The organism is Streptomyces sp. JNUCC 64, from assembly GCF_054484115.1.
The window spans coordinates 5,255,152-5,274,347 of the sequence record NZ_CM137015.1 but is presented as its reverse complement, the minus strand read 5'-3'; the positions used below and the strand labels follow the sequence as shown (position 1 = coordinate 5,274,347).

Sequence of the window (19,196 nt, the reverse complement as noted above, 5' to 3'; positions counted from 1 at the left end):
GCGCGTCCTGCGGGTGGGGCGTGGCTTCTGCGGGCCCCGTCAGGGGCGCGGGGAACTGCGCGAGCAGCCACGACGCACCCGCACCGGACAACGCACCCCAACCGGAGCGCACCCGAAGGGGCGCGGGGAACTGCGCGAACAACCACGACGCATCCGCGGACAACCACGAGCCCCGCACAGAGCGGACCGAAGGGGCGCGGGGAACGGCGCGAGCGGCCACGACGTACCCGCGGGGGCACGGGCAAGTGGTGCGCGACCCGTCACCCACCGGTGGGACCCGAGCTTCGGGTACGGGGAACAGCGCACGTCGTCCACGGCACACGCCCGTACCCACGTCGATCCGCCCCGCGCGCACGCCCGCCGAACCCGCGTGAGCCCCGCGCACGCACCCCCAGGGGAACCGACTACGCACCCCCAGGGGAACCGACTACGCGAGGATGCGTTCCGCCTCGGCGACGGCCTCCGCCAGGGTGTCCACCACGGGCACCCCCATCCCCTCCAGGCTCTCCCTGCGGTGGGAACCCCCGGTGTACAGCACGGCCCCGGCCCCCACGGCACGGGCCGCCGCCGCGTCGTCCGCCGCGTCCCCGATCACCACCACCCGGGACGCCGTCACGTCCCCCAGCGCGTCGAGGTGGCGGGTCATCGCCGCGGCCTTGGTCCCGCCGGAGGGGCCCGTCCGGCCGTCCACCCGGGCGAACCACGGCTCGATGCCGAACCCCCGCACCAGCGGCACCAGTTCCTCGTGCCCGTACATGCTCAGCAGCGACTGGCTGCGTCCGGCGTCCCGCCAGCCCGCGAGGAGCCCGGCGGCCCCCTCGGTCAGCGCGCACCCGGCGAGCCGGTCGGTGTAGTGGCGGTGGAAGGCGTCGTCCATGGTCAGCCACTCGTCCTGGGTGGGTATCCGCCCCATCAGCCGCTCGTAGAACCGGGGCACCGGTACGCAGTACAGCTCCCGGTAGCGCTCCACGGTGATCGGCGGCAGCCCGATCTCCGCGAACGCGGCGTTGCTCGCCGCGACGACGGCGTCGACGTCGTGGAACAGCGTGCCGTTCCAGTCCCAGACGATGTGTGCTGACCGGTTCCCCATACCCGCCAACGTACCTCCCGCCACTGACAGCGAGCGGTCCGGTCACCCACGGTCACCGGTCGAGGAGGCCGGGGATCTCCTGCGTCGCGTACCAGAGCAGCTCGTGGTCCTCGGCCCCGTCCACCACGAACCGGGCGTCGTCGTCACCGAGGTCCGCGGCGCCGAGCGCCCCGGCCGCCGCGACGACGTCCGCCTCGGCCTCGTCGGAGTCCACGTGCACGGCGGCGGCCTTCGCCAGCGGCACGGCCCGCTCGATGCGGACCTCCCCCAGCGCCCCCGGATCGAGCCCCCGGTCCGGATCGGGCAGGGCGGTGCCGTCCGGCACGTCCACCGCGACGACGACCCGCCGCCGGGGGCAGCCCGGGTCGACCGCGAGCAGGCGCAGGGAGGCGGCGGCGGCCCGGTTGAGCGCCGCGTACTCCAGCTCCTCCAGGTCGTCCGAGACGTACCACTCGCGCAGCGCGGGGGTGACGGCGTACGCCGTGAGCGGGCCGGGCCCCAGCTCCCCCGTCCTGTGCGCCTCGGCGAGTCCGGGGAGGGTCAGGGGAACGTACACACGCATGGCTGGCCGCTTTCTGGGACGGGGCTCCCTCGTGCGGGGCTCCCGGAAGGCTGATCCACGGGGACCGGTTGACCCAGGATACGTGCGGGCGTCCCCGATCGGACCGGGCGGCGCCCGCGCCCGCCCGGCCCCGGGGTCGGCCCGCGCGCCGGTGCGCCGCCCGTCCGGCCCCGCCCACCTGCGCCGCCGCGTCCGGGCGTCCCCCTGATAGGTGAATCCGGGGCGGTCGCCTCCGGCGGGCCCCGGGCGTTGCGCCCCCGTTTCCCCGCCGCGTACAAGATCCGCACCAGAAGCTACCGCCGGGTAGCCCCGTCGGGGACCGGCGATCGGGGGTTCCACCATGCACAAGGTCATGAACCGGGCCGCCGAGGGGCAGCAGTCCGCCGCGCCCCTCCCGGCCTTCACCGTGCCCGCCCAGGGCGGCCGGGGACCCACCGGGGGCGGCGGCCGGGCCACCGGGGGCGAGGGCCGGGGAACCGCCGGGAGCGGCGGCCGGCCCTCCGAGGGCGGTGGTCAGGGAACCGCCGGGGGCGGCGGCCGGGACCCCTTCGGGGGTGACGGCCACGGGCCCTCCGGGCGCGGCGACCGAGGCCCCGCCCGGGGTGACGACCGGGAACCCGCCCGGAGCGGCGGCCGAGGACCGGCCCGGGGTGACGGCCAAGGACCCGCCGTCGCCCGTCCGGCCGCCCGCACCGGACCGCGCCCCGTCCCCCGGGCCGCCCGCTCCCGGCCGCCGGGCCGTCACGATCCGCGCCGCCCCCAGGCCACGGCGGCCGTCCGCGCCGCCACCGGCGGCGACGCCTCCCCGCCCCGGCCCACCGATCTGTTCGCGGACCGGCTGCTGGCCGTCCTCACCGGCCGCCGCCCGGTCCACTCGATGCTGCGGCACACGGCGGGCGGCGCCTACGACGAACTGGCCCGGCTCGCCGAACGCGGTCCGCTGCGCGGCCCGGGCCCCGCCCCCGTGGTCCGCGACGTCGGCTACTGCGTACCGCGCCCCGGAGCCGTCGAGGTGTTCGCCCGGATCGCCACCGGCGACCGGCTCAGCGCGATGGCGTTCCGGCTGGAACGGTCCGGGGACCGCCGCTGGCGCTGCACCGCCGTCGACCTGGGCCCCCGCCCGTCCCCCGGGTCCCCGCGACGGGAGAACTGAGCGGGACGGGGGACGGCGACAGCGGGAGGCGGGGCGGGAAGCCTTGGAGGCGGGCGGTCCCGACGACGGGAGGCCGCACGGGCGCCGACGCCCCGCGAGGGCCAGAGGCGGCAGACGGCAGACGGCAGACGGCAGACGGCAGACGGCAGACGGCAGACGGAGGGTGGCAGACGGAGGGTGGCGGGTGGCAGGGAACGCCGGAAGCCACCGGGCCGGGAAGCCACCGGGTACGGAAGGCCACCCGGCCGGACTCCGACGGGTCCGAACACATCCGGGACTCCGACGGGCTCGACGGGTCCGACGGGTCCGACGGGTCCGACGGGTCCGACGGGTCCGACGGGTCCGACGGGTCCGACGGGTCCGACGGGCTCGAACGCGTCCGGGCTCCGGCGGGAACGCGCGACGGGCCGGTCCCCGTCAGGGAACCGGCCCGTCGTCGTCCGCGCGCCGTCCGGCGCGCGGGGCACGCGTTACTTCTTGCGGCGGCGCCCGCCACGCTGCTGCTTGCGGCGCTCCGCACGGGTCAGACCGTCGGCCTCCGAACGGACCGGCTCGTCGTCACCCGTCTCGAAGTCGCCCTCCACGACACCGCCCTCACCGTCGACGGTGGGCGCCGAGAAGTGCAGGCGGTCCGGGCGCTGCGGGGCGTCGAGGCCCTTGGCGCGGATCTCGGGACGCGCGGCCGCGGGAACCCGGTCCTCGGCGGCGCCCTTCTCCAGGGAGGGCGCCGCGTCCTGCACCGGCACCTCCTCGACCTGCTGCTCCACCTGGACCTCCAGGTTGAACAGATAGCCGACGGACTCCTCCTTGATGCCGTCCATCATGGCGGTGAACATGTCGAAGCCCTCGCGCTGGTACTCGACCAGGGGGTCCTTCTGCGCCATCGCGCGCAGACCGATGCCCTCCTGGAGGTAGTCCATCTCGTAGAGGTGCTCACGCCACTTGCGGTCGAGGACCGACAGCACGACCCGCCGCTCCAACTCCCGCATGATCTCCGAACCCAGCTGCTCCTCACGGGCCTGGTACTGGGCGAGGACGTCGTCCTTGATGGAGTCGGAGATGAACTCGGCGGTCAGACCGGCCCGGTCGCCCGCCGTGTCCTCCAGCTCCTCCACCGTGACCTTCACCGGGTACAGCTGCTTGAAGGCGCCCCACAGCCGGTCGAGGTCCCAGTCCTCCGCGAAGCCCTCGGCGGTCTCCGCCGCGACGTACGCGTCGATGGTGTCGTCCATGAAGTGCTGGATCTGCTCGTGCAGGTCCTCGCCCTCCAGGACGCGGCGGCGCTCGCCGTAGATGACCTCGCGCTGCCGGTTGAGGACCTCGTCGTACTTGAGGACGTTCTTGCGGGTCTCGAAGTTCTGCGTCTCGACCTGCGACTGGGCGGACGCGATCGCGCGCGTCACCATCTTGTTCTCGATCGGGACGTCGTCCGGCACGTTCGCCATGGCCATCACCCGCTCGACCATCTGCGCCTTGAACAGCCGCATCAGGTCGTCACCGAGCGAGAGGTAGAAACGGGACTCGCCCGGGTCGCCCTGACGGCCGCTTCGACCGCGCAGCTGGTTGTCGATCCGCCGCGACTCGTGGCGCTCGGTGCCCAGCACGTACAGCCCGCCGAGCTCCTTGACCTCCTCGAACTCCGCCTTCACGGCCTCCTCGGCGCGCTCTAGGGCGGCGGGCAGCGCGGCGGCCCACTCCTCGACGTGCTCGACCGGGTCCAGACCCCGCTGGCGCAGCTCCGCCTCGGCGAGGTCGTCCGGGTTGCCGCCGAGCTTGATGTCCGTACCGCGACCGGCCATGTTCGTGGCGACCGTGACGGCGCCCCTGCGGCCCGCCTGGGCGACGATCGTCGCCTCCCGGTCGTGCTGCTTCGCGTTCAGCACCTCGTGCTGCACGCCCCGCTTGGAGAGCTGCTGCGAGAGGTACTCGGACTTCTCGACCGAGGTGGTGCCGACGAGGATCGGCTGGCCCTTCTCGTGCTTCTCCGCGATGTCGTCCACCACGGCCGCGAACTTCGCGACCTCCGTGCGGTAGATCAGGTCCGACTGGTCCTTGCGGACCATCGGGCGGTTGGTGGGGATCGGGACGACGCCCAGCTTGTAGATCTGGTGGAACTCGGCGGCCTCGGTCATCGCCGTACCGGTCATCCCGGACAGCTTGTCGTAGAGGCGGAAGAAGTTCTGGAGGGTGATCGTGGCGAGGGTCTGGTTCTCGTCCTTGATGTCCACCCCCTCCTTCGCCTCGATCGCCTGGTGCATGCCCTCGTTGTAGCGGCGGCCCGCGAGGATACGGCCCGTGTGCTCGTCGACGATCATGACCTCGCCGTCGATGACGACGTAGTCCTTGTCGTTCTTGAACAGTTCCTTCGCCTTGATGGCGTTGTTCAGATAACCGACGAGCGGGGTGTTCACCGACTCGTAGAGGTTGTCGATGCCGAGCCAGTCCTCGACCTTGGCGACACCGGACTCGTGGATCGCGACCGTGCGCTTCTTCTCGTCGACCTCGTAGTCGCCGGTCTCCTCGATGCCCTTGAGGGTGTTGCCCGCCTCGCCGCGCTTGAGGCGCTTCACCAGCTTGGCGAAGTCGCTGTACCACTTGGTGGCCTGGTCCGCCGGACCGGAGATGATCAGCGGCGTACGGGCCTCGTCCACCAGGATCGAGTCGACCTCGTCGACCACCGCGAAGTTGTGGCCGCGCTGCACCAGCTCGTCCTGCGACCACGCCATGTTGTCGCGCAGGTAGTCGAAGCCGAACTCGTTGTTGGTGCCGTACGTGATGTCGCACTCGTACTGCTCGCGGCGCTGCGACGGCGTCATGTTCGCCAGGATGCAGCCGACGGAGAGCCCCAGGAACTTGTGGACGCGGCCCATCAGCTCCGAGTCGCGCTCGGCCAGGTAGTCGTTCACCGTGATCAGGTGCACGCCCTTGCCGGAGAGCGCGTTCAGATACGTGGGCAGGGTGCCCACCAGCGTCTTGCCCTCACCGGTCTTCATCTCGGCGACGTACCCGAGGTGGAGCGCCGCGCCGCCCATGAGCTGCACGTCGTAGTGGCGCTGGCCCAGGACGCGCTTGGCCGCCTCCCGCACCGTCGCGAACGCCTCGGGGAGCAGGTCGTCCAGGGACTCGCCGTCCTGGTACCGCTGCTTGTACTCGTCGGTGAGGGCGCGCAGCTCGGCGTCGGAGAGGGAGACGAAGTCCTCTTCGATGGAGTTGACCTGGTCCGCGATGCGGTGCAGCTTGCGCAGGATCTTGCCTTCGCCTGCACGCATGAGCTTCTGGAGGACGGACACGGGGGTAGATCTCCTTGCCGGTCGGGCCTGGCACGGTCGGATTTCCGTTGGGCAACGGCCATCGTATGCGAGGACCGCGTCGCACCGGGAGGTCCGTGGCCACGACGGCCACCAGGACAACGGACCGGCGGCCCGGAAGGTGCCGCGCCTCCGCGCCAATTGTGATCAGTTGCTCACATCCACCCCGGTAAATCATCTGGCCGCCGCCCCGTCCGCCCGGGCATGATCCGGTGATGGAGCACGTCACCCTCACCACCGAACGCCTCTCGCTGCGTCCGCTCGCCCCCTCCGACACCGACGAGGTCTTCGCCGCCTGCCAGGACCCGGAGATCCAGCGGTGGACCGCCGTTCCGGTGCCCTACGCGCCCGAGGACGCCGTCACCTTCGTCCAGCGGATCGCCCCGCAGGCGTGGCGCGACGGCACCGAGTACGCGTTCGCGGTCCGGACGCGCGCCTCCGACGGCCGGGGCGAGGGTCCCCTGGTCGCCGTCATGGGCGTGCACCACCCGCGCGAGAGCACCCGGGAGATCGGCTACTGGACCGCCGCCGGGCACCGCCGCCGCGGCTACACCGTGGAGGGCGTGCTGGCCGTCGCCCGCTGGAGCTTCGAGGCCCTCGGCTGCACCCGGCTGGAATGGCGCGCCGAGGTCGGCAACACCGCGTCACGGGCCGTCGCGGAACGCGTCGGGTTCACCCTGGAGGGCACCCAGCGCGCGGGCCTCACCAGCCGGGGTGTCCTGCGGGACTGCTGGACCGGCGCCCTCCTCCCCCACGACCTCGGGCTCTCCGGGGCCCTCCCCTACCTGCCCGCCGGAAGCACCCCGGAGACGGCCGCCGCGGGCACCTCGGGGGGCGGCCCCGAAGGGGTCTAGTACGGAGCTGGAAAGGGGCCCTGGGTGGGAAGGGCCCGGGCGGAGGGCCTCGGACGCAACGCCGGGACGGCGGGCGGAGGGTTCCGGACGCGCCGCCGGGACGCCGAGGCCCGGGAAGGTGCCGCCGAGGTGCCGGAGAGCCCCGGAAGCCGCCGCCGAGGTGCGGAGGTCCGCAGTCCCGGAGTCCCGGAGGGGCGCCGCCGGAGAGGGAGCGCCGCCCCGGGCACCCCAGCCACCCCAGGGGTATCCCAGCCGCCCCAGGGTCGCCCCGACGCCGCCGGACGGGGCGCGGCGCACCCCGTCCCGCCGTCAGCGCCGCTGTCGGCGCGGTGTCAGTGCCGCCGTCTATCGTTCGACCCATGACCGCCCTGCCCCGTCCCGCCACCGAGCTCTCCGCCGACGAGGCCCGCCGGATCGCCCTGCGCGCGCAGGGCCTCCTGGGCGCCCCCGACCGCCGGGCGGGTGTCCAGGGGGTGCTGCGTCACCTGGGCGCCGTCCAGCTCGACACGATCTCCGTCCTGGCCCGCTCCCACGAACTGGTCCCGTACGCGCGTCTGGGAGCCGTCGGCCGCGCCGCCGTGGACCGCGCCTACTGGACGCCCGACGCCCAGGGCGCCCCCCGCGCCTTCGAGTACTGGTCGCACGCCGCGTGCGTCCTCCCCATCGAGGAGTGGCCTCACTTCGCGTTCCGCCGCCGCGCCTACCGCGACCGTCCGCACTGGGGCCACGACCTCCCGGACGGCGCCTACGAGCAGGTGGTCAAACAGCTCCAGGCCGAGGGACCCCTCACCGCGACGGAGCTCGGCGGCGCCAAGAACGGCGGCGAGTGGTGGGACTGGTCGGCCTCCAAGGTCGCCGTGGAGCGCGCCCTGATGCACGGCGAGGTGGTGTGCGTGGAGCGGCGCGGCTGGAAGCGGGTCTACGACCTCGCGGAACGCGCGATCCCGGACGCCCTGTTCCACGACGGGCTGGACGACCGCGCCTGTCTGCTGCGGCTGGTCCGGCTCGCCGGTGAGGCCCTGGGCGTGGGCACCCGCTCCGACATCGCCGACTACCACCGCCTCAAGGGCGAACAGGTCGACTCGGTGATCGCCGACTCCGGGCTGGTACCGGTGACGGTCGCCGGCTGGGACCGCCCCGCCTGGGCCGACCCCGCCGCGCTGGAGACCGCCCCGCGCGGGCGGCACCGCACCACGCTGCTGTCCCCGTTCGACTCGCTGATATGGGAACGCGCCCGGACGGAACGCGTCTTCGGCTTCACCCACCGGCTGGAGGCGTACGTTCCCAAGCCCAAGCGGGTGCACGGCTACTTCGCGATGCCGCTGCTCTCCGGCGGACGGCTCCTCGGCCGCGTCGACCCGGCCCGCGACGGCCGGGTGCTCGTCGCCAAGCAGGTGTCCCTGGAGTCCGCGAAGGCCGTCGCCCCCATGGCGCTGGCCCTGCGGGAGGCCGCGGAGTGGGTGGGCTGCGACGACGTCCGGGTGGAACGGGTGGACCGCCCGGAGTGGGCCGCCGCGCTGACCGCCGCGCTGCGCTGAGACCACGCGGCCCCGGGGGCGGGAGACTCGGGGCGGCCACCGGAGGCGGGCCCGGCACACGGCGGAGCCGACCGGTCGGCCGCCGCCCGGCCCGTTCCGCCGGACGGCCCGGCCTCCCGGGCCCCTTGGACAACACCGGTTCCAGCCGGGCCCGTTGCGCATCCGCCGGACCTCCACACGCCATCCGGCGACCAGCGCTGACCGTGATCTACTTCCGGGCGTACACCATGCCGAGGAACGGGGATCCGGGGCCGTGACCCACCACTGCTGCGAGGCGATGAGCCATCAGGTCGACGTACGCTGCGACCAGCACGACGATCCCTTCGCCTGCCCGGACGCGCTGATCGACTTCAACGCCACGTTCCAGGAGTACGGGCTGATCGTCCACGACGGCGGCACGTCGAGCGTCACCGTCGCCTTCTGCCCCTGGTGCGGACAGCGGCTCCCCGAGTCGCAGCGGGACCGGTGGCACGACGAACTCGAACGCCGTGGGATCGATCCGTCGGAGGACGAGGTTCCCGCCGTTTTCCAGGACGACCGCTGGCTCGCCGCCCCGCCTCGCGACTGACGCCCCGCCGCGCGGCCGACCGACCGGCAGCCGCCGTGGAGGCCGCGACCGGTGCGGTGAGCGAGGCGGATGAGACGGGCGGGCCCGGTGACGCGGACGGGCCCGGTGGTACGGCGAGGCCGTGGAGTCAGCGGATCTCCAGGATCTTCTCGCGCATCGCGTAGACCACGGCCTCCATCCGGGAGTGGAGCTGGAGCTTCTCCAGGATGTTCCGCACATGGTTCTTCACGGTGTTCTCACTGATGAACAACTCCTTGGCGATGTCCCGGTTGTTCATCCCCGTGGCCACCAGCTTGAGCACCTCCAGCTCACGGTCGGTGAGCCGGGGCGCGGGCACCAGCCGACGCTCGTCGGTGCGCTGGATCATCGACTTGAACTCGGTGAGGAGCTTCGACGCCATCGAGGGGCTGATCTGCGACTGCCCGTCCGCCACCGCGCGGATCGCGGTCGCGACCTCGTCCGTGGAGATCTCCTTGAGCAGGTACCCCGTGGCCCCCGCCTTGATCGCGTCGTAGAGGTCGGCCTCCTCATCGCTGATCGTCAGCATGATGATCTTCGCGCTGGGGGCCACCTCCTTGATGGAGGTGCACGCCTCGATACCGCCGCGTTTGGGCATCCGGACGTCCATCAGCACGATGTCGGGCAGCAGGTCCGCCGCCTTGTCCACGGCCTCCGCCCCGTCCCCCGCCTCCCCGACGACCTGGATGTCCTCCTCGGCGTGGAGCACGATCTCCAGCCCCCGGCGGAACAGCGCGTGATCGTCGACCACCAGCACCCGGATGGGTTCCCGGGGGGATTCCCCGGCCGGGACCATGCCGACGGCGCCGTGGGCGTCCGCGCCACGCATCGGTCCGAAGCTGTCCGCCATCGTTCCTCCCCCTGAAGGCCGTGGCCCGTCTGGGTGCCGCCCGGCTGCGCCGCCAACCCGGGGCGGCAGCAACCCGATTGACGTATCGGACATGATTTCATGCCCGGACGGCCCCGCGGTGACAGTGGCGTTCACCGACTCGTAGCACACAGGTGCCCCCGGGGGCGCACACGGCTCCCCGGGGGCACACCTTCCTCTGGGTCGGGGCCGGATCAGCCGCCCAGCGCGCCGCCCGCGCCCGCCGACTCGATCCGGGTGACCATCGTGTCCGTCGTCAGGTGGATGACGCCGTAGTCATAGGCGTGCCGCCGGTAGACGACACTGGGCTCCTTCGTCTCGGAGTCGACGAAGAGGTAGAAGTCGTGCCCCACCAGCTCCATCTCGTAGAGCGCCTGGTCGAGGCTCATCGGGGCCGCCACATGGGTCTTCTCCCGGACGACGAGGGGGCCGTCGCCCTGGACCTCCAGCGAACCGATCTTCTTGGTGGGCACCCCGCCGTCGGGCTCGTCGTCCCGGGCGATGGTGCCGTCCCCGTTGAGGTGCGCGGCGTCGGGAACCCGGTCGGCGACCTCGGCGGCGGAGAGACGGCCGTTGCCCCGGCGGGTGCGCCGCTTGTCGTGCTCCTTGCGCAGCCTCGCCTCGAGCTTGTCCGTCGCCAGGTCGAGTGCCGCGTACGGGTCGCTGGCCGCCGCCTCCGCCCGGATCACCGGGCCTCGGGTCCGGAGCGTGATCTCCACCCGGTCCGACCGGTCGGCCTGTCGGGGGTTGGGCTCCTTGGACACCTCGACGTCGAGGCTCATCACCTTGCCGTCGAGCTTCTGGATCTTGTCCAGCTTCAGCTTCTCGGCCACGTGCTTCCGGAACCGCTCGGGCACCTCGGTCTTGCGGCCCTTGACGACGATGTCCACGCAGAACTCCGTTCCCGGATGGCTCCGCCCGCTCGGCGGAGCGTCTCCCACTTGCACCAGGCCCCGGCGACTCCCGAGGCCACGGACTAGGTGACCTTCACCTCCTCCTCCGGGGGACTCCTCCCCCGAGGACAAGATCTCCACCCGTTCCCTCCACGGGATTCCGGAAATCCCGGACCCGGGAACTCACGAGCAGGACACGGCATTCCGATATACGGGGTCCGGCAACCGCCTTTCCCTCTCCATCGAACATATCCCGCCCGGACGGATGGCGTCACCCTCTCTGCCGCTTTCCCTCCGTTCTCCGCTCCGAACCTCTCACTACCTGCAACGAAGCGCGTTCCCCATCAGTTCCGGATCATTTCAAAACAATCCGGAGGGGCGGCCACCACGGCGGCAGTCAGATCCTTTACCCCCTTCACGGCGGATAATGCGCGAGCGGCTTCCGCCAATGAAGATCCGGTCGTCATCACATCGTCCACGATCACCACCCGTCCGCCTTCCACGAACAAAGCGTCACCTCCCGCGACCACGTACAGAGCGCCCCGCAGATTCGCCAGCCGCTCCCGTGGACCGAGCCCCACCTGGTCCACCACACCCGGCCGCTGCCGCAGGACCGGCACCACCCGCGCCGCCCACCCCGCCCGCCGCAGCTCCCCGGCGGCGGCCCGCGCGATCCGCGACATCGGATCGTGCCCCCGGGCCCGCGTCGCCGCACGGGAGGACGGCACGGGGACCAGGAGCAGGTCACGACCGGGACGGGACGGGAGGGGGGAGACGGAAGGGGAGGGCCGGGGGGAAGGCGGGAGCGGGAGGGGGGACGGGGCTTGGGGTTGGGGGTGGGATCGAGGAGGGAGCTGGAGACGGACGTGGGCGGGGTTCCGGGGGGCTCCCCCCACCCCCTCCCCTCCCCCCACCGCCCCCGCCAGCGCCTCGCCCAGCGGTCTCGCCAGGCCCAGCGCGCCGCGCTCCTTGTGCGCGAGCACCAGTTGGCGCACCGCGCCCAGGTAAGGCGCCGCCGCGCGTACCGACGGCAGTCCGGGCGGCTCCGGCCGCGGCCGTACCCGTTGTGGTACTCCGCCGCACAACCCGGTACGGCACCGTGCGCACAGAGCCGTACGAGGGGTACCGCAACCACCGCATCCTGTCGGCAGTACCAAGTCGGTGAAGTCCTGCCACCAGCGCCGCATGACTCCACTGTGCCAAGCGTCCGGGAAGTCGGCCACCCCTGTGGACAACGCCTTGTGGATAACTCAGGTCTACTGCTCTGACCTGCGAATACGCCAGATGGGTCGTCTATCGTCCCCATCCGGATCACCCTGAGTGCGCGATGGGCGCCCACCCCCGGCGGGACCACGCCCCGGGCCCGCCTTCCGGCCGCCGGACCTCCCGCCCGTCCGAGTGGGCCGTCCGGGTCCGGCAGGGGCCGACGGCATCCGGGCCGAGCGGGGAGCCGGACCGTCCAGGCCACCCCGGACACGGGCACCCCGGAAGCCCCGACCAACCAGACCGCCCCCAGCCGCCCCGGGGCACCCCGGACAACGAGACCGCCCCGACACCCCCGACACCCCCGACACCCAGCAGACAACCAGCCCGCCCCCGAGCCCAAGCCAAGTCAAGCCAAGTCCAAGTCCAAGTCCAGCCGTACGCCCCGGACGACTCACCCCGGGTAAACCGGCGAGCTCCCGGTCTTCAGCACCGTCCGCCAGGGCTCCCCCGGGGGCAGCCGGACGATCCCGTCGTCGGAGTGGGCGACCAGCGGGAGCCGGTCGTCGTCGCTCGCCGCGATCTCCTTGACCCCGGTGAGGCCGGGCAGCGTCCCGCTGGCGGGGGTGGAGCCGTCCGTGTGGACGTACCGGATCTGCTGCACCCCGCCGCTCTCCCGGCCGACCACGACCAGACGGCTGCCGCCCGCCCACGACATGGCGGTGACCTCCTCCAGTTGGGGCGCCACCGAGCGGGGGTCCACGACGGAGACGAGGGCCTCGGCACCGCCACGGGGCCCGTCGGACCGACCGGCGGGGTCCCCGCCGTACGACTCGCGCTGGACCCGGCCGATGCGCAGCGTCCGCTTGCCGTCGTCGCCCTCCACGAGGAGCGCGATGCGCACCCCGTCCGCAGCGATCCGGACCGCTTCGATCCGCTTGCCCTCCAGCGCCGCGATCTGCACCGGGACCGGCGTCCCCTCGCCCTTGGGCAGGACGTAGAGACGGGGGTCGTCCGGGTTCTTGTCGGCGATCCACAGATCGCCGCGACCGTCCCAGCTGGGTGTGGTGAGGCGGTCCTTCTCCGCCTTGGCCTTGCTGCGCAGGACGGGCTCGCCGAGGGTGGCCCCGGCGGCGAGCGGGCCGACGTAGAGGTTGCGGCCATCGAGCGAGACCCCGGCCGCCTCGTCCTCGTCCCGTGCCACGGCGGCCGTGCCGAGCGGCTGTTCCTGGGTGCCGAGGGGGCCCGGTACCGGCTCGGGGTCGGCGCCGGTGCTGACGCCGGGGAGCCGGACGAGCCGCTTCTTGGCGTCGATGAAGTACTGGTAGTCGGGACGCCCGGCGGTGCGGTGCGGTGCGATGGTCTCGGCGCGGTCCGCGGTGAGGCGGCAGAGCGGGGATCCGTCGGCGCGCTGGATCTCGACTTCCTCGATGCCGTTCGCGGCCCAGCCCTGGAGGGTGAAGATGAGCTGCGCGGCCATCTTGGTGCAGCGGGGCTGCCCGATGCCGTTGGCCGCGGGCTCCAGGGGCACCTTGAGGATGTTGTGGCTGTCGGGGGCCAGCGACTCGGTGCCGGTCTTGAGCCGCATCCGGCCGGGGAACGCGGACTGGACGACCGGGGAGAGCCACTGGGTCGGGCCCTCCATCAGCAGCCGTACCGTCTGGGTGACGGGATCGACCCGCTGGCGCACGTAGACTGGGTCGGCGACGAGGCGTTCCTGTCGCTGGCCGGGGGTGGTGTCGACGGCGAAGTAGTACTTGTTGACGGGCCGGTAGATGCGCAGGAAGTCGGACTCGCCGAGGACGATGCCCCGGGGCGGCCGGTCGATGCGCCACTGGTTGCCCGACGCCCGGTCCCTGACGAGGTGGACGGGCTGGCTGTAGGTGCCGCTGGCGGTCTTGTAGGCGTGCTGGACGTCGACGGTGGCGACCCGGGTGCCGGTGAGGGTGAAGACCCGGGCCCCTTCGTCGTCGGACGGCTCGGCGGAGGTGTTGGGGCCGTCCGCGAGCACGGAGGTCGACACTTCGGGGCGCCACTCCCCGGACGCCTCCTTGGTGAGGTACTTGCGGGCCATCTCGAACTGCGGGTCGTCGCTGGTCAGGGACTCCAGGAAGCCTTGGACGATCTCCGAGGGCCGGGCGTTCTCGCGGGGCGGCATGGCGAACACCCTGACCTGCGACTCGGGCAGTTGGGAGGCGTCGACGCCCCGGAGGTCGCCGCTGTCCGGCATGGAGGCGCACCCCGCCAGCAGGGCTCCGCAGCACACGAGCACCGCACCACGCCGCCAGGGTCCCGCGAGCCCCGCGAACACCACGCCACGCCGCCGGGGCCCCGCGCTCGGCGCACCGCGCCGCCGGGTCCTCCCCGCCGCCCGTCGCCGTCCGGACTCATCCACGGGACCCCTCCCGTCCGCTCTCCGCGCGGTCCGCCACCGCGCCCACCGCACCCGTCGTGCTCACCGTGCCCGGCCCTCCGGCTCCCGTCCGGTCGCGCCCGGGCCGTCCCGCCCCGGTCTCGCGCGCGCCCCCGGCGCCACCCGTCAACTCTTCATGTATCGCTTCACCTGTGCGGGGGACGACACGCGCCCCGCCACCGGGGAGCGCCGCGGGGTCCACCGAGGGACCGCACCGGGGTGGTGTGGACGGCGGAACGGAGAGGCCCGGTATCCCCGGCAGGACGGGACGCTCGCCCCCGCCACCGATCCCGCCGATCGCGACGGCACCGCTCGTTCCACCCGGGCCCCCGGCACCGCGTCCCCGGCCGCCCCCACCGGCTCCCGCGCCCCCGGCACCGGCGACCGGCTGCGCCGGAACGGACGTGAGCATGCCCCCGGCGGACGGCGTACCTCCGCCCACCAGGCCCCCCGCGCCGACACCGGCCGCCCCCCGAGGAGCAGCTCCGGAACCGGAACCGGCACCCCCGTCAACCCCACCCGCGCTCAGGGCACCCCCCACCGCACCACTCAACCCACCGACACCATGATCCTCACCGAAACCACCGAAACCGCGGTCCTCACCAAAGCCGTCCGCCGGACCCGGGACGCCCCCGCCCCCGCCCGAGGCCGCGGCGTCCCGGTTGCGCCGCGAGTCCTCCGGCTCCAGGGGTATGGGCGACCCGCGCAGCGCCTCGTCGGCGGTGCGCGGCAGGGTGAGCCGGAACTGGGAGCCGCCGCCCGGCTCGCCCCACGCCTGGAGCCAGCCGCCGTGCAGCCGCGCGTCCTCCAGGGCGATGGACAGCCCGAGGCCGGTGCCCCCGGTGGTGCGGGCCCGGGCCGGGTCGGCGCGCCAGAAGCGGCTGAAGACCCGGGTGGCCTCGCCGGGCTTGAGGCCGACGCCGTAGTCCCGGACGGCGACAGCGACCGCGCCGCCCGCGGCGGCGAGCCGGACCACGACGTCCCGGCCCTCACCGTGCTCGACGGCGTTGACGACGAGGTTGCGCAGCACCCGTTCGACGCGGCGGGCGTCGGCCTCGGCGACGACGGGCTGCTGGTCGCCGACGACCTGGACCCGGGTGCCCTTGCGTTCCGCGAGGGGTTCCGCGCCGCCGACGACCCGCCGGACGACCTCGCGGAGGTCTATCGGCTCGGCCTCCAGGGCGGCGGCGCCCGCGTCGAACCGGCTGATCTCCAGCAGATCGGCCAGCAGCGACTCGAACCGGTCGAGCTGGTCGGCGAGGAGTTCCGCCGAGCGCGCGGTGACGGGGTCGAAGTCCTGGCGTGCCTCGTGGATGACGTCGGCGGCCATCCGCACCGTGGTCAGCGGGGTGCGCAGTTCGTGGGAGACGTCCGACACGAACCGGCGCTGCATCCGGGAGAGCTCCTCCAGCTGCTGGATCTTGAGCTGGAGGCTCTGCGCCATCTTGTTGAACGCCTCGCCGAGCCGGGCGATGTCGTCCTCGCCGGTGACCTTCATCCGTTCCTGGAGGCGTCCGGCGGAGAGCCGTTCGGCGATGCCCGCGGCCATCCGGACGGGGGTGACGACCTGGCGGACGACGAGCCAGGCGATGGCGCCGAGCAGCACGACGACGAACAGCCCGGCGGTGGCCAGGGTGGTCTTGACCAGGCTGAGCGACTTCTCCTCCTGGGTCAGGGGGAAGAGGTAGTACAGCTCGTAGCGGTCGGTCTGGGGGCTGGTGAGCTGTATGCCGATGGCGAGGCCGGGCTGGGCGGGGCGGCCGTCGCTGTAGCGGATGCTGGTGTAGCTGCGGGAGGCGCCGGTGTGGGCGTCGACCCGGTCGCGCAGGCTCTGCGGGACGCTGGCGGAGGCGTCCACGTTGCCCGACCCCCGGGGCGCGCGGGCGCTGCCGGCGCCCGTGCCGGTGCCGCCCTCCTCAAACGGGGAGAGGGTGACGACGTGGAAGGCGCCCTGGCCGCTGGCGGACAGCTGCTGGACGAGGTCGTTGAGCCAGATCGCGGCGTTCTGCCCGGACGGGCCCTCGCCGCCGGTGCCGTCGGGGGCTGCTTCGAGGACGGACCGGGCGCGGGTCTCGGCGTCCTGGAACCCGCCGGTGGCCTGGCTCTGGGAGGCGTTGGCCTTGGCGTCGAGGAGCCCGTTGCGGACCTGGCCGATGACGACGAAGCCGAGCAGCAGCACCACGCCGAGGGACATCAGCAGGGTGGTGACGACGACCTTGAGCTGGATGTTGCGCCGCCACAGCCGCAGCGCGGGCAGCAGCGGACGGCGGACCCAGCGGGTGAGGAGCCGCAGGACCGGGCTGCCCTTGACGCCGCCCTGGAGCAGCGCGCTGTCGAGGAGGCGCCGGAGCCGGGCCCGGACGGGCCCGCGGCCGACAGGCCGCCGCGCCCCCGGGCCCGGGGTGCCGGGCGCGGGGGACGGGACGGCGCTGTCGCGGCCGGGCATGTCAGCTCGGCCCGGCCTTGTAGCCGACGCCGCGTACGGTCACCACGATCTCCGGGCGCTCCGGGTCCTTCTCGACCTTGGAGCGCAGCCGCTGCACATGGACGTTGACGAGCCGGGTGTCCGCGGCGTGGCGGTACCCCCAGACCTGCTCCAGCAGGACCTCGCGGGTGAACACCTGCCACGGCTTGCGGGCGAGCGCGACCAGCAGGTCGAACTCCAGCGGGGTCAGCGCGATGGACTGGCCGTCCCGCTTCACCGAGTGCCCGGCGACGTCGATGACGAGGTCGCCGATGGCGAGCTGTTCCGGCGCGGGCTCCTCGGAGCGGCGCAGCCGGGCCCTGATCCGGGCGACCAGTTCCTTCGGTTTGAAGGGTTTGATGATGTAGTCGTCGGCACCGGATTCCAGTCCGACGACGACGTCGACCGTGTCGCTCTTGGCGGTGAGCATGACGATCGGTACCCCGGATTCCGCCCTGATCAGACGGCACACCTCGATGCCGTCGCGGCCGGGGAGCATCAGATCGAGGAGGACCAGATCCGGCTTGGCCTCCCGGAAGGCGGCCAGCGCCTTGTCACCGTCCGCTACGAACGACGGCTCGAAACCTTCACCACGCAGCACGATGCCGAGCATCTCGGCCAGTGCTGTGTCGTCGTCGACGACAAGGACTCGTCCCTTCATAAACGACATCATCCCATTAGCTCATCGTTACCTGGCGTGACCTGACACACAGCCCGGCGCGTGCCGGGGCTGTGACGGTGGGCGACACGGCGCCCGTCCCCTTTCCTTCCCGCTCCTTTCCGCACCGCGCCTACGCTCCGTGTCCGCGTGTCCACGTATCCCGATCGACAGGTGAAGGTCTACCGGTCACGGGCCGTCCGGTCCACCCGGTGAGCCCGGTCCGCCCGGTCCGCCCGGGGGTGGGCCGTGGCACGATGGCTGCCGACCGGCCTCCGCGTCCGCGGAGCACGGCGAACCGCACGAACGAGGAGCGACGATGAACGACACTCCGGGCTGGGCCTCGCCCGGAGCCGCCCCCGGCGGCGACGACCAGGGCACTCCGCGCCCCGGCGAGCCCACGGACCGCCCGGCGGACGCCACCGGTCCGGCCTCGAAGTGGTCGAAGGAGCAGCCCCCGGCCGGTGACTGGTCCGCCCCCGGGGGCGGCCACGACCCGGCGCGCACCCCGCCCCCGCAGTCCGGCGGACAGCCCGGCTGGGGCGCCCCGCCGCCCGCGGGCCCCGGCGGCCCGGGCTGGGGCGGCTGGCAGGGCGCTCCCCGGTCGGCGAAGCCCGGGGTGATCCCGCTGCGTCCGCTGGGCGTCGGCGAGCTGCTGGACGGCGCGGTCTCCACGATGCGCACCTACTGGCGCACGGTCCTGGGGATCTCCCTCACGGTCGCCGTGGTCACCCAGGTCGTGGCCGTCCTCGTCCAGGGCACATTCCTGGACGATGTGGACACGGGCGCGCTGGACGACCCGAACGCCTCGCTGTCCGAGGTCGGAGAGGCCCTGACCGGGGCCCTGCTCGGCATCGGCGTGCTCCTGGTGATCACCCTGCTGGGGACGATCGTCGCCACGGCGCTGCTCACCACGGTGACGAGCCGCGCGGTCCTCGGCCGCCCGGTGTCGACGGCCGAGGCGTGGGCGGACGCCCGTCCGCAGCTGCCGCGCCTGCTGGGGCTGACGCTGCTGATGCTGCTGATCCCCACGGCGATCGTCTGCGTCGGGCTGCTGCCGGGCGTGCTGGTCGCCGTCACCGGCGGGGACGGGGCGGCGCTCACCGTCCTCGGCGGGCTGGCCGCGCTGGTGGTCTCCGTGTGGCTGCTGATCCGGCTCTCGCTGGCCTCGCCCGCCCTGATGCTGGAGAAGCAGGGCGTGGGCAAGGCCATGGGCCGTTCCCTGAAGCTGGTGCGGGGTTCCTGGTGGCGGATCTTCGGGATCACCCTGCTCGCCGCGGTCATCGCGAACGTCCTCGCGTCGATCATCGCCATCCCCTTCACGGTCCTGGCGACCGTCGCCGAGGGCGGAGCCTCGTCCGGGCTCCTCGCGGCCTCCGGCGAGGGCTGGACGTTCCTGATCATCAGCGGGGTGGGTTCGGTCATCGCGTCGACGCTGACGTTCCCCGTCACGGCGGGCGTCACCGTGCTGCTCTACATCGACCGGCGCATCCGCCGCGAGGGCCTCGACCTGGAGCTGGCGCGCGCGGCGGGCGTCCCCGGCCACGAGGCGCCCGGCGCCCCCCACCACCGGCCCCCGGGGAGCTGACCGGGTGGGCGCGACGGG

At 73.2% G+C, this 19,196-nt stretch carries 13 protein-coding genes and 1 pseudogene; 5 read left to right on the top strand and 9 right to left on the bottom strand.

All coding sequences use genetic code 11. From position 1 onward, the window contains the following. Window positions 1-427 precede the first annotated feature (427 nt). Window positions 428-1,090 (bottom strand): HAD family hydrolase, encoded by a 663-nt coding sequence (locus tag ACVWNX_RS21980; RefSeq protein WP_454409260.1) that lies wholly within the window; start codon window positions 1,088-1,090, stop codon window positions 428-430. A gap of 52 nt (window positions 1,091-1,142) precedes the next feature. Further along, window positions 1,143-1,652 carry a DUF6912 family protein gene (locus ACVWNX_RS21975; RefSeq protein WP_454409258.1) on the bottom strand — a complete coding sequence of 170 codons (510 nt, stop codon included), beginning with the start codon at window positions 1,650-1,652 and terminating at the stop codon, window positions 1,143-1,145. Between the two features lie 340 nt (window positions 1,653-1,992). Here ACVWNX_RS21975 and ACVWNX_RS21970 point away from each other — a divergent pair, with 340 nt between their 5' ends. After that, a complete protein-coding gene (locus tag ACVWNX_RS21970) occupies window positions 1,993-2,805 on the top strand; it encodes an Rv3235 family protein (protein WP_454409257.1) in 813 nt (270 codons plus the stop codon). 470 nt (window positions 2,806-3,275) lie between these two features. On the opposite strand, the gene secA is transcribed toward ACVWNX_RS21970, so the two are convergent. Then, window positions 3,276-6,095 carry a preprotein translocase subunit SecA gene (secA, locus tag ACVWNX_RS21965; protein ID WP_454409255.1) on the bottom strand — a complete coding sequence of 940 codons (2,820 nt, stop codon included), beginning with the start codon at window positions 6,093-6,095 and terminating at the stop codon, window positions 3,276-3,278. Between the two features lie 233 nt (window positions 6,096-6,328). Here secA and ACVWNX_RS21960 point away from each other — a divergent pair, with 233 nt between their 5' ends. From ACVWNX_RS21960 to ACVWNX_RS21950, 3 genes are all read left to right on the top strand, one after another. Continuing rightward, window positions 6,329-6,967 (top strand): GNAT family N-acetyltransferase, encoded by a 639-nt coding sequence (locus tag ACVWNX_RS21960; RefSeq protein WP_454409254.1) that lies wholly within the window; start codon window positions 6,329-6,331, stop codon window positions 6,965-6,967. Window positions 6,968-7,326: 359 nt separating this feature from the next. Then, window positions 7,327-8,505, top strand: coding sequence for a winged helix-turn-helix domain-containing protein (locus ACVWNX_RS21955; protein ID WP_454409252.1), 1,179 nt, complete (start codon window positions 7,327-7,329; stop codon window positions 8,503-8,505). A 253-nt stretch (window positions 8,506-8,758) separates the two neighbouring features. Beyond that, the gene (locus tag ACVWNX_RS21950) at window positions 8,759-9,073 is read left to right on the top strand and encodes a DUF6980 family protein (protein WP_454409251.1); all 315 of its coding nucleotides are present in this window, start codon (window positions 8,759-8,761) and stop codon (window positions 9,071-9,073) included. Window positions 9,074-9,200: 127 nt separating this feature from the next. Here ACVWNX_RS21950 and ACVWNX_RS21945 read toward each other — a convergent pair whose 3' ends face one another. The 6 genes and pseudogenes from ACVWNX_RS21945 to mtrA form a co-directional block, all read right to left on the bottom strand. After that, window positions 9,201-9,941 (bottom strand): response regulator, encoded by a 741-nt coding sequence (locus ACVWNX_RS21945; protein ID WP_454409249.1) that lies wholly within the window; start codon window positions 9,939-9,941, stop codon window positions 9,201-9,203. A 212-nt stretch (window positions 9,942-10,153) separates the two neighbouring features. Further along, on the bottom strand, window positions 10,154-10,849 hold the full coding sequence (gene hpf / locus ACVWNX_RS21940) for a ribosome hibernation-promoting factor, HPF/YfiA family (RefSeq protein WP_454409247.1): 696 nt from the start codon (window positions 10,847-10,849) through the stop codon (window positions 10,154-10,156). 347 nt (window positions 10,850-11,196) lie between these two features. Further along, window positions 11,197-12,039 carry a ComF family protein gene (locus ACVWNX_RS21935; protein WP_454409245.1) on the bottom strand — a complete coding sequence of 281 codons (843 nt, stop codon included), beginning with the start codon at window positions 12,037-12,039 and terminating at the stop codon, window positions 11,197-11,199. Between the two features lie 470 nt (window positions 12,040-12,509). Then, the gene (locus tag ACVWNX_RS21930; protein ID WP_454409243.1) at window positions 12,510-14,285 is read right to left on the bottom strand and encodes an LpqB family beta-propeller domain-containing protein; all 1,776 of its coding nucleotides are present in this window, start codon (window positions 14,283-14,285) and stop codon (window positions 12,510-12,512) included. Window positions 14,286-15,126: 841 nt separating this feature from the next. Continuing rightward, window positions 15,127-16,914, bottom strand: a pseudogene (mtrB, locus tag ACVWNX_RS21925) (MtrAB system histidine kinase MtrB); the annotation flags it as partial. Window position 16,915: 1 nt separating this feature from the next. After that, on the bottom strand, window positions 16,916-17,605 hold the full coding sequence (gene mtrA / locus ACVWNX_RS21920; RefSeq protein WP_454409241.1) for a two-component system response regulator MtrA: 690 nt from the start codon (window positions 17,603-17,605) through the stop codon (window positions 16,916-16,918). A gap of 304 nt (window positions 17,606-17,909) precedes the next feature. Between mtrA and ACVWNX_RS21915 the strand changes: the two genes are divergently transcribed. After that, a complete protein-coding gene (locus tag ACVWNX_RS21915) occupies window positions 17,910-19,178 on the top strand; it encodes a glycerophosphoryl diester phosphodiesterase membrane domain-containing protein (protein WP_454409239.1) in 1,269 nt (422 codons plus the stop codon). The last annotated feature ends 18 nt before the right edge of the window (window positions 19,179-19,196 follow it).

What these genes read in the sequence shown, in the direction of transcription:
- ACVWNX_RS21980 (WP_454409260.1), bottom strand. Translation starts at nt 1,090, where the DNA reads ATGGGGAACCGGTCAGCACACATCGTCTGGGACTGGAACGGCACGCTG.
- ACVWNX_RS21975 (WP_454409258.1), bottom strand. Translation starts at nt 1,652, where the DNA reads ATGCGTGTGTACGTTCCCCTGACCCTCCCCGGACTCGCCGAGGCGCAC.
- ACVWNX_RS21970 (WP_454409257.1), top strand. Translation starts at nt 1,993, where the DNA reads ATGCACAAGGTCATGAACCGGGCCGCCGAGGGGCAGCAGTCCGCCGCG.
- ACVWNX_RS21960 (WP_454409254.1), top strand. Translation starts at nt 6,329, where the DNA reads ATGGAGCACGTCACCCTCACCACCGAACGCCTCTCGCTGCGTCCGCTC.
- ACVWNX_RS21955 (WP_454409252.1), top strand. Translation starts at nt 7,327, where the DNA reads ATGACCGCCCTGCCCCGTCCCGCCACCGAGCTCTCCGCCGACGAGGCC.
- ACVWNX_RS21945 (WP_454409249.1), bottom strand. Translation starts at nt 9,941, where the DNA reads ATGGCGGACAGCTTCGGACCGATGCGTGGCGCGGACGCCCACGGCGCC.
- ACVWNX_RS21935 (WP_454409245.1), bottom strand. Translation starts at nt 12,039, where the DNA reads ATGCGGCGCTGGTGGCAGGACTTCACCGACTTGGTACTGCCGACAGGA.
- ACVWNX_RS21930 (WP_454409243.1), bottom strand. Translation starts at nt 14,285, where the DNA reads ATGCCGGACAGCGGCGACCTCCGGGGCGTCGACGCCTCCCAACTGCCC.
- mtrA (WP_454409241.1), bottom strand. Translation starts at nt 17,605, where the DNA reads ATGATGTCGTTTATGAAGGGACGAGTCCTTGTCGTCGACGACGACACA.
- ACVWNX_RS21915 (WP_454409239.1), top strand. Translation starts at nt 17,910, where the DNA reads ATGAACGACACTCCGGGCTGGGCCTCGCCCGGAGCCGCCCCCGGCGGC.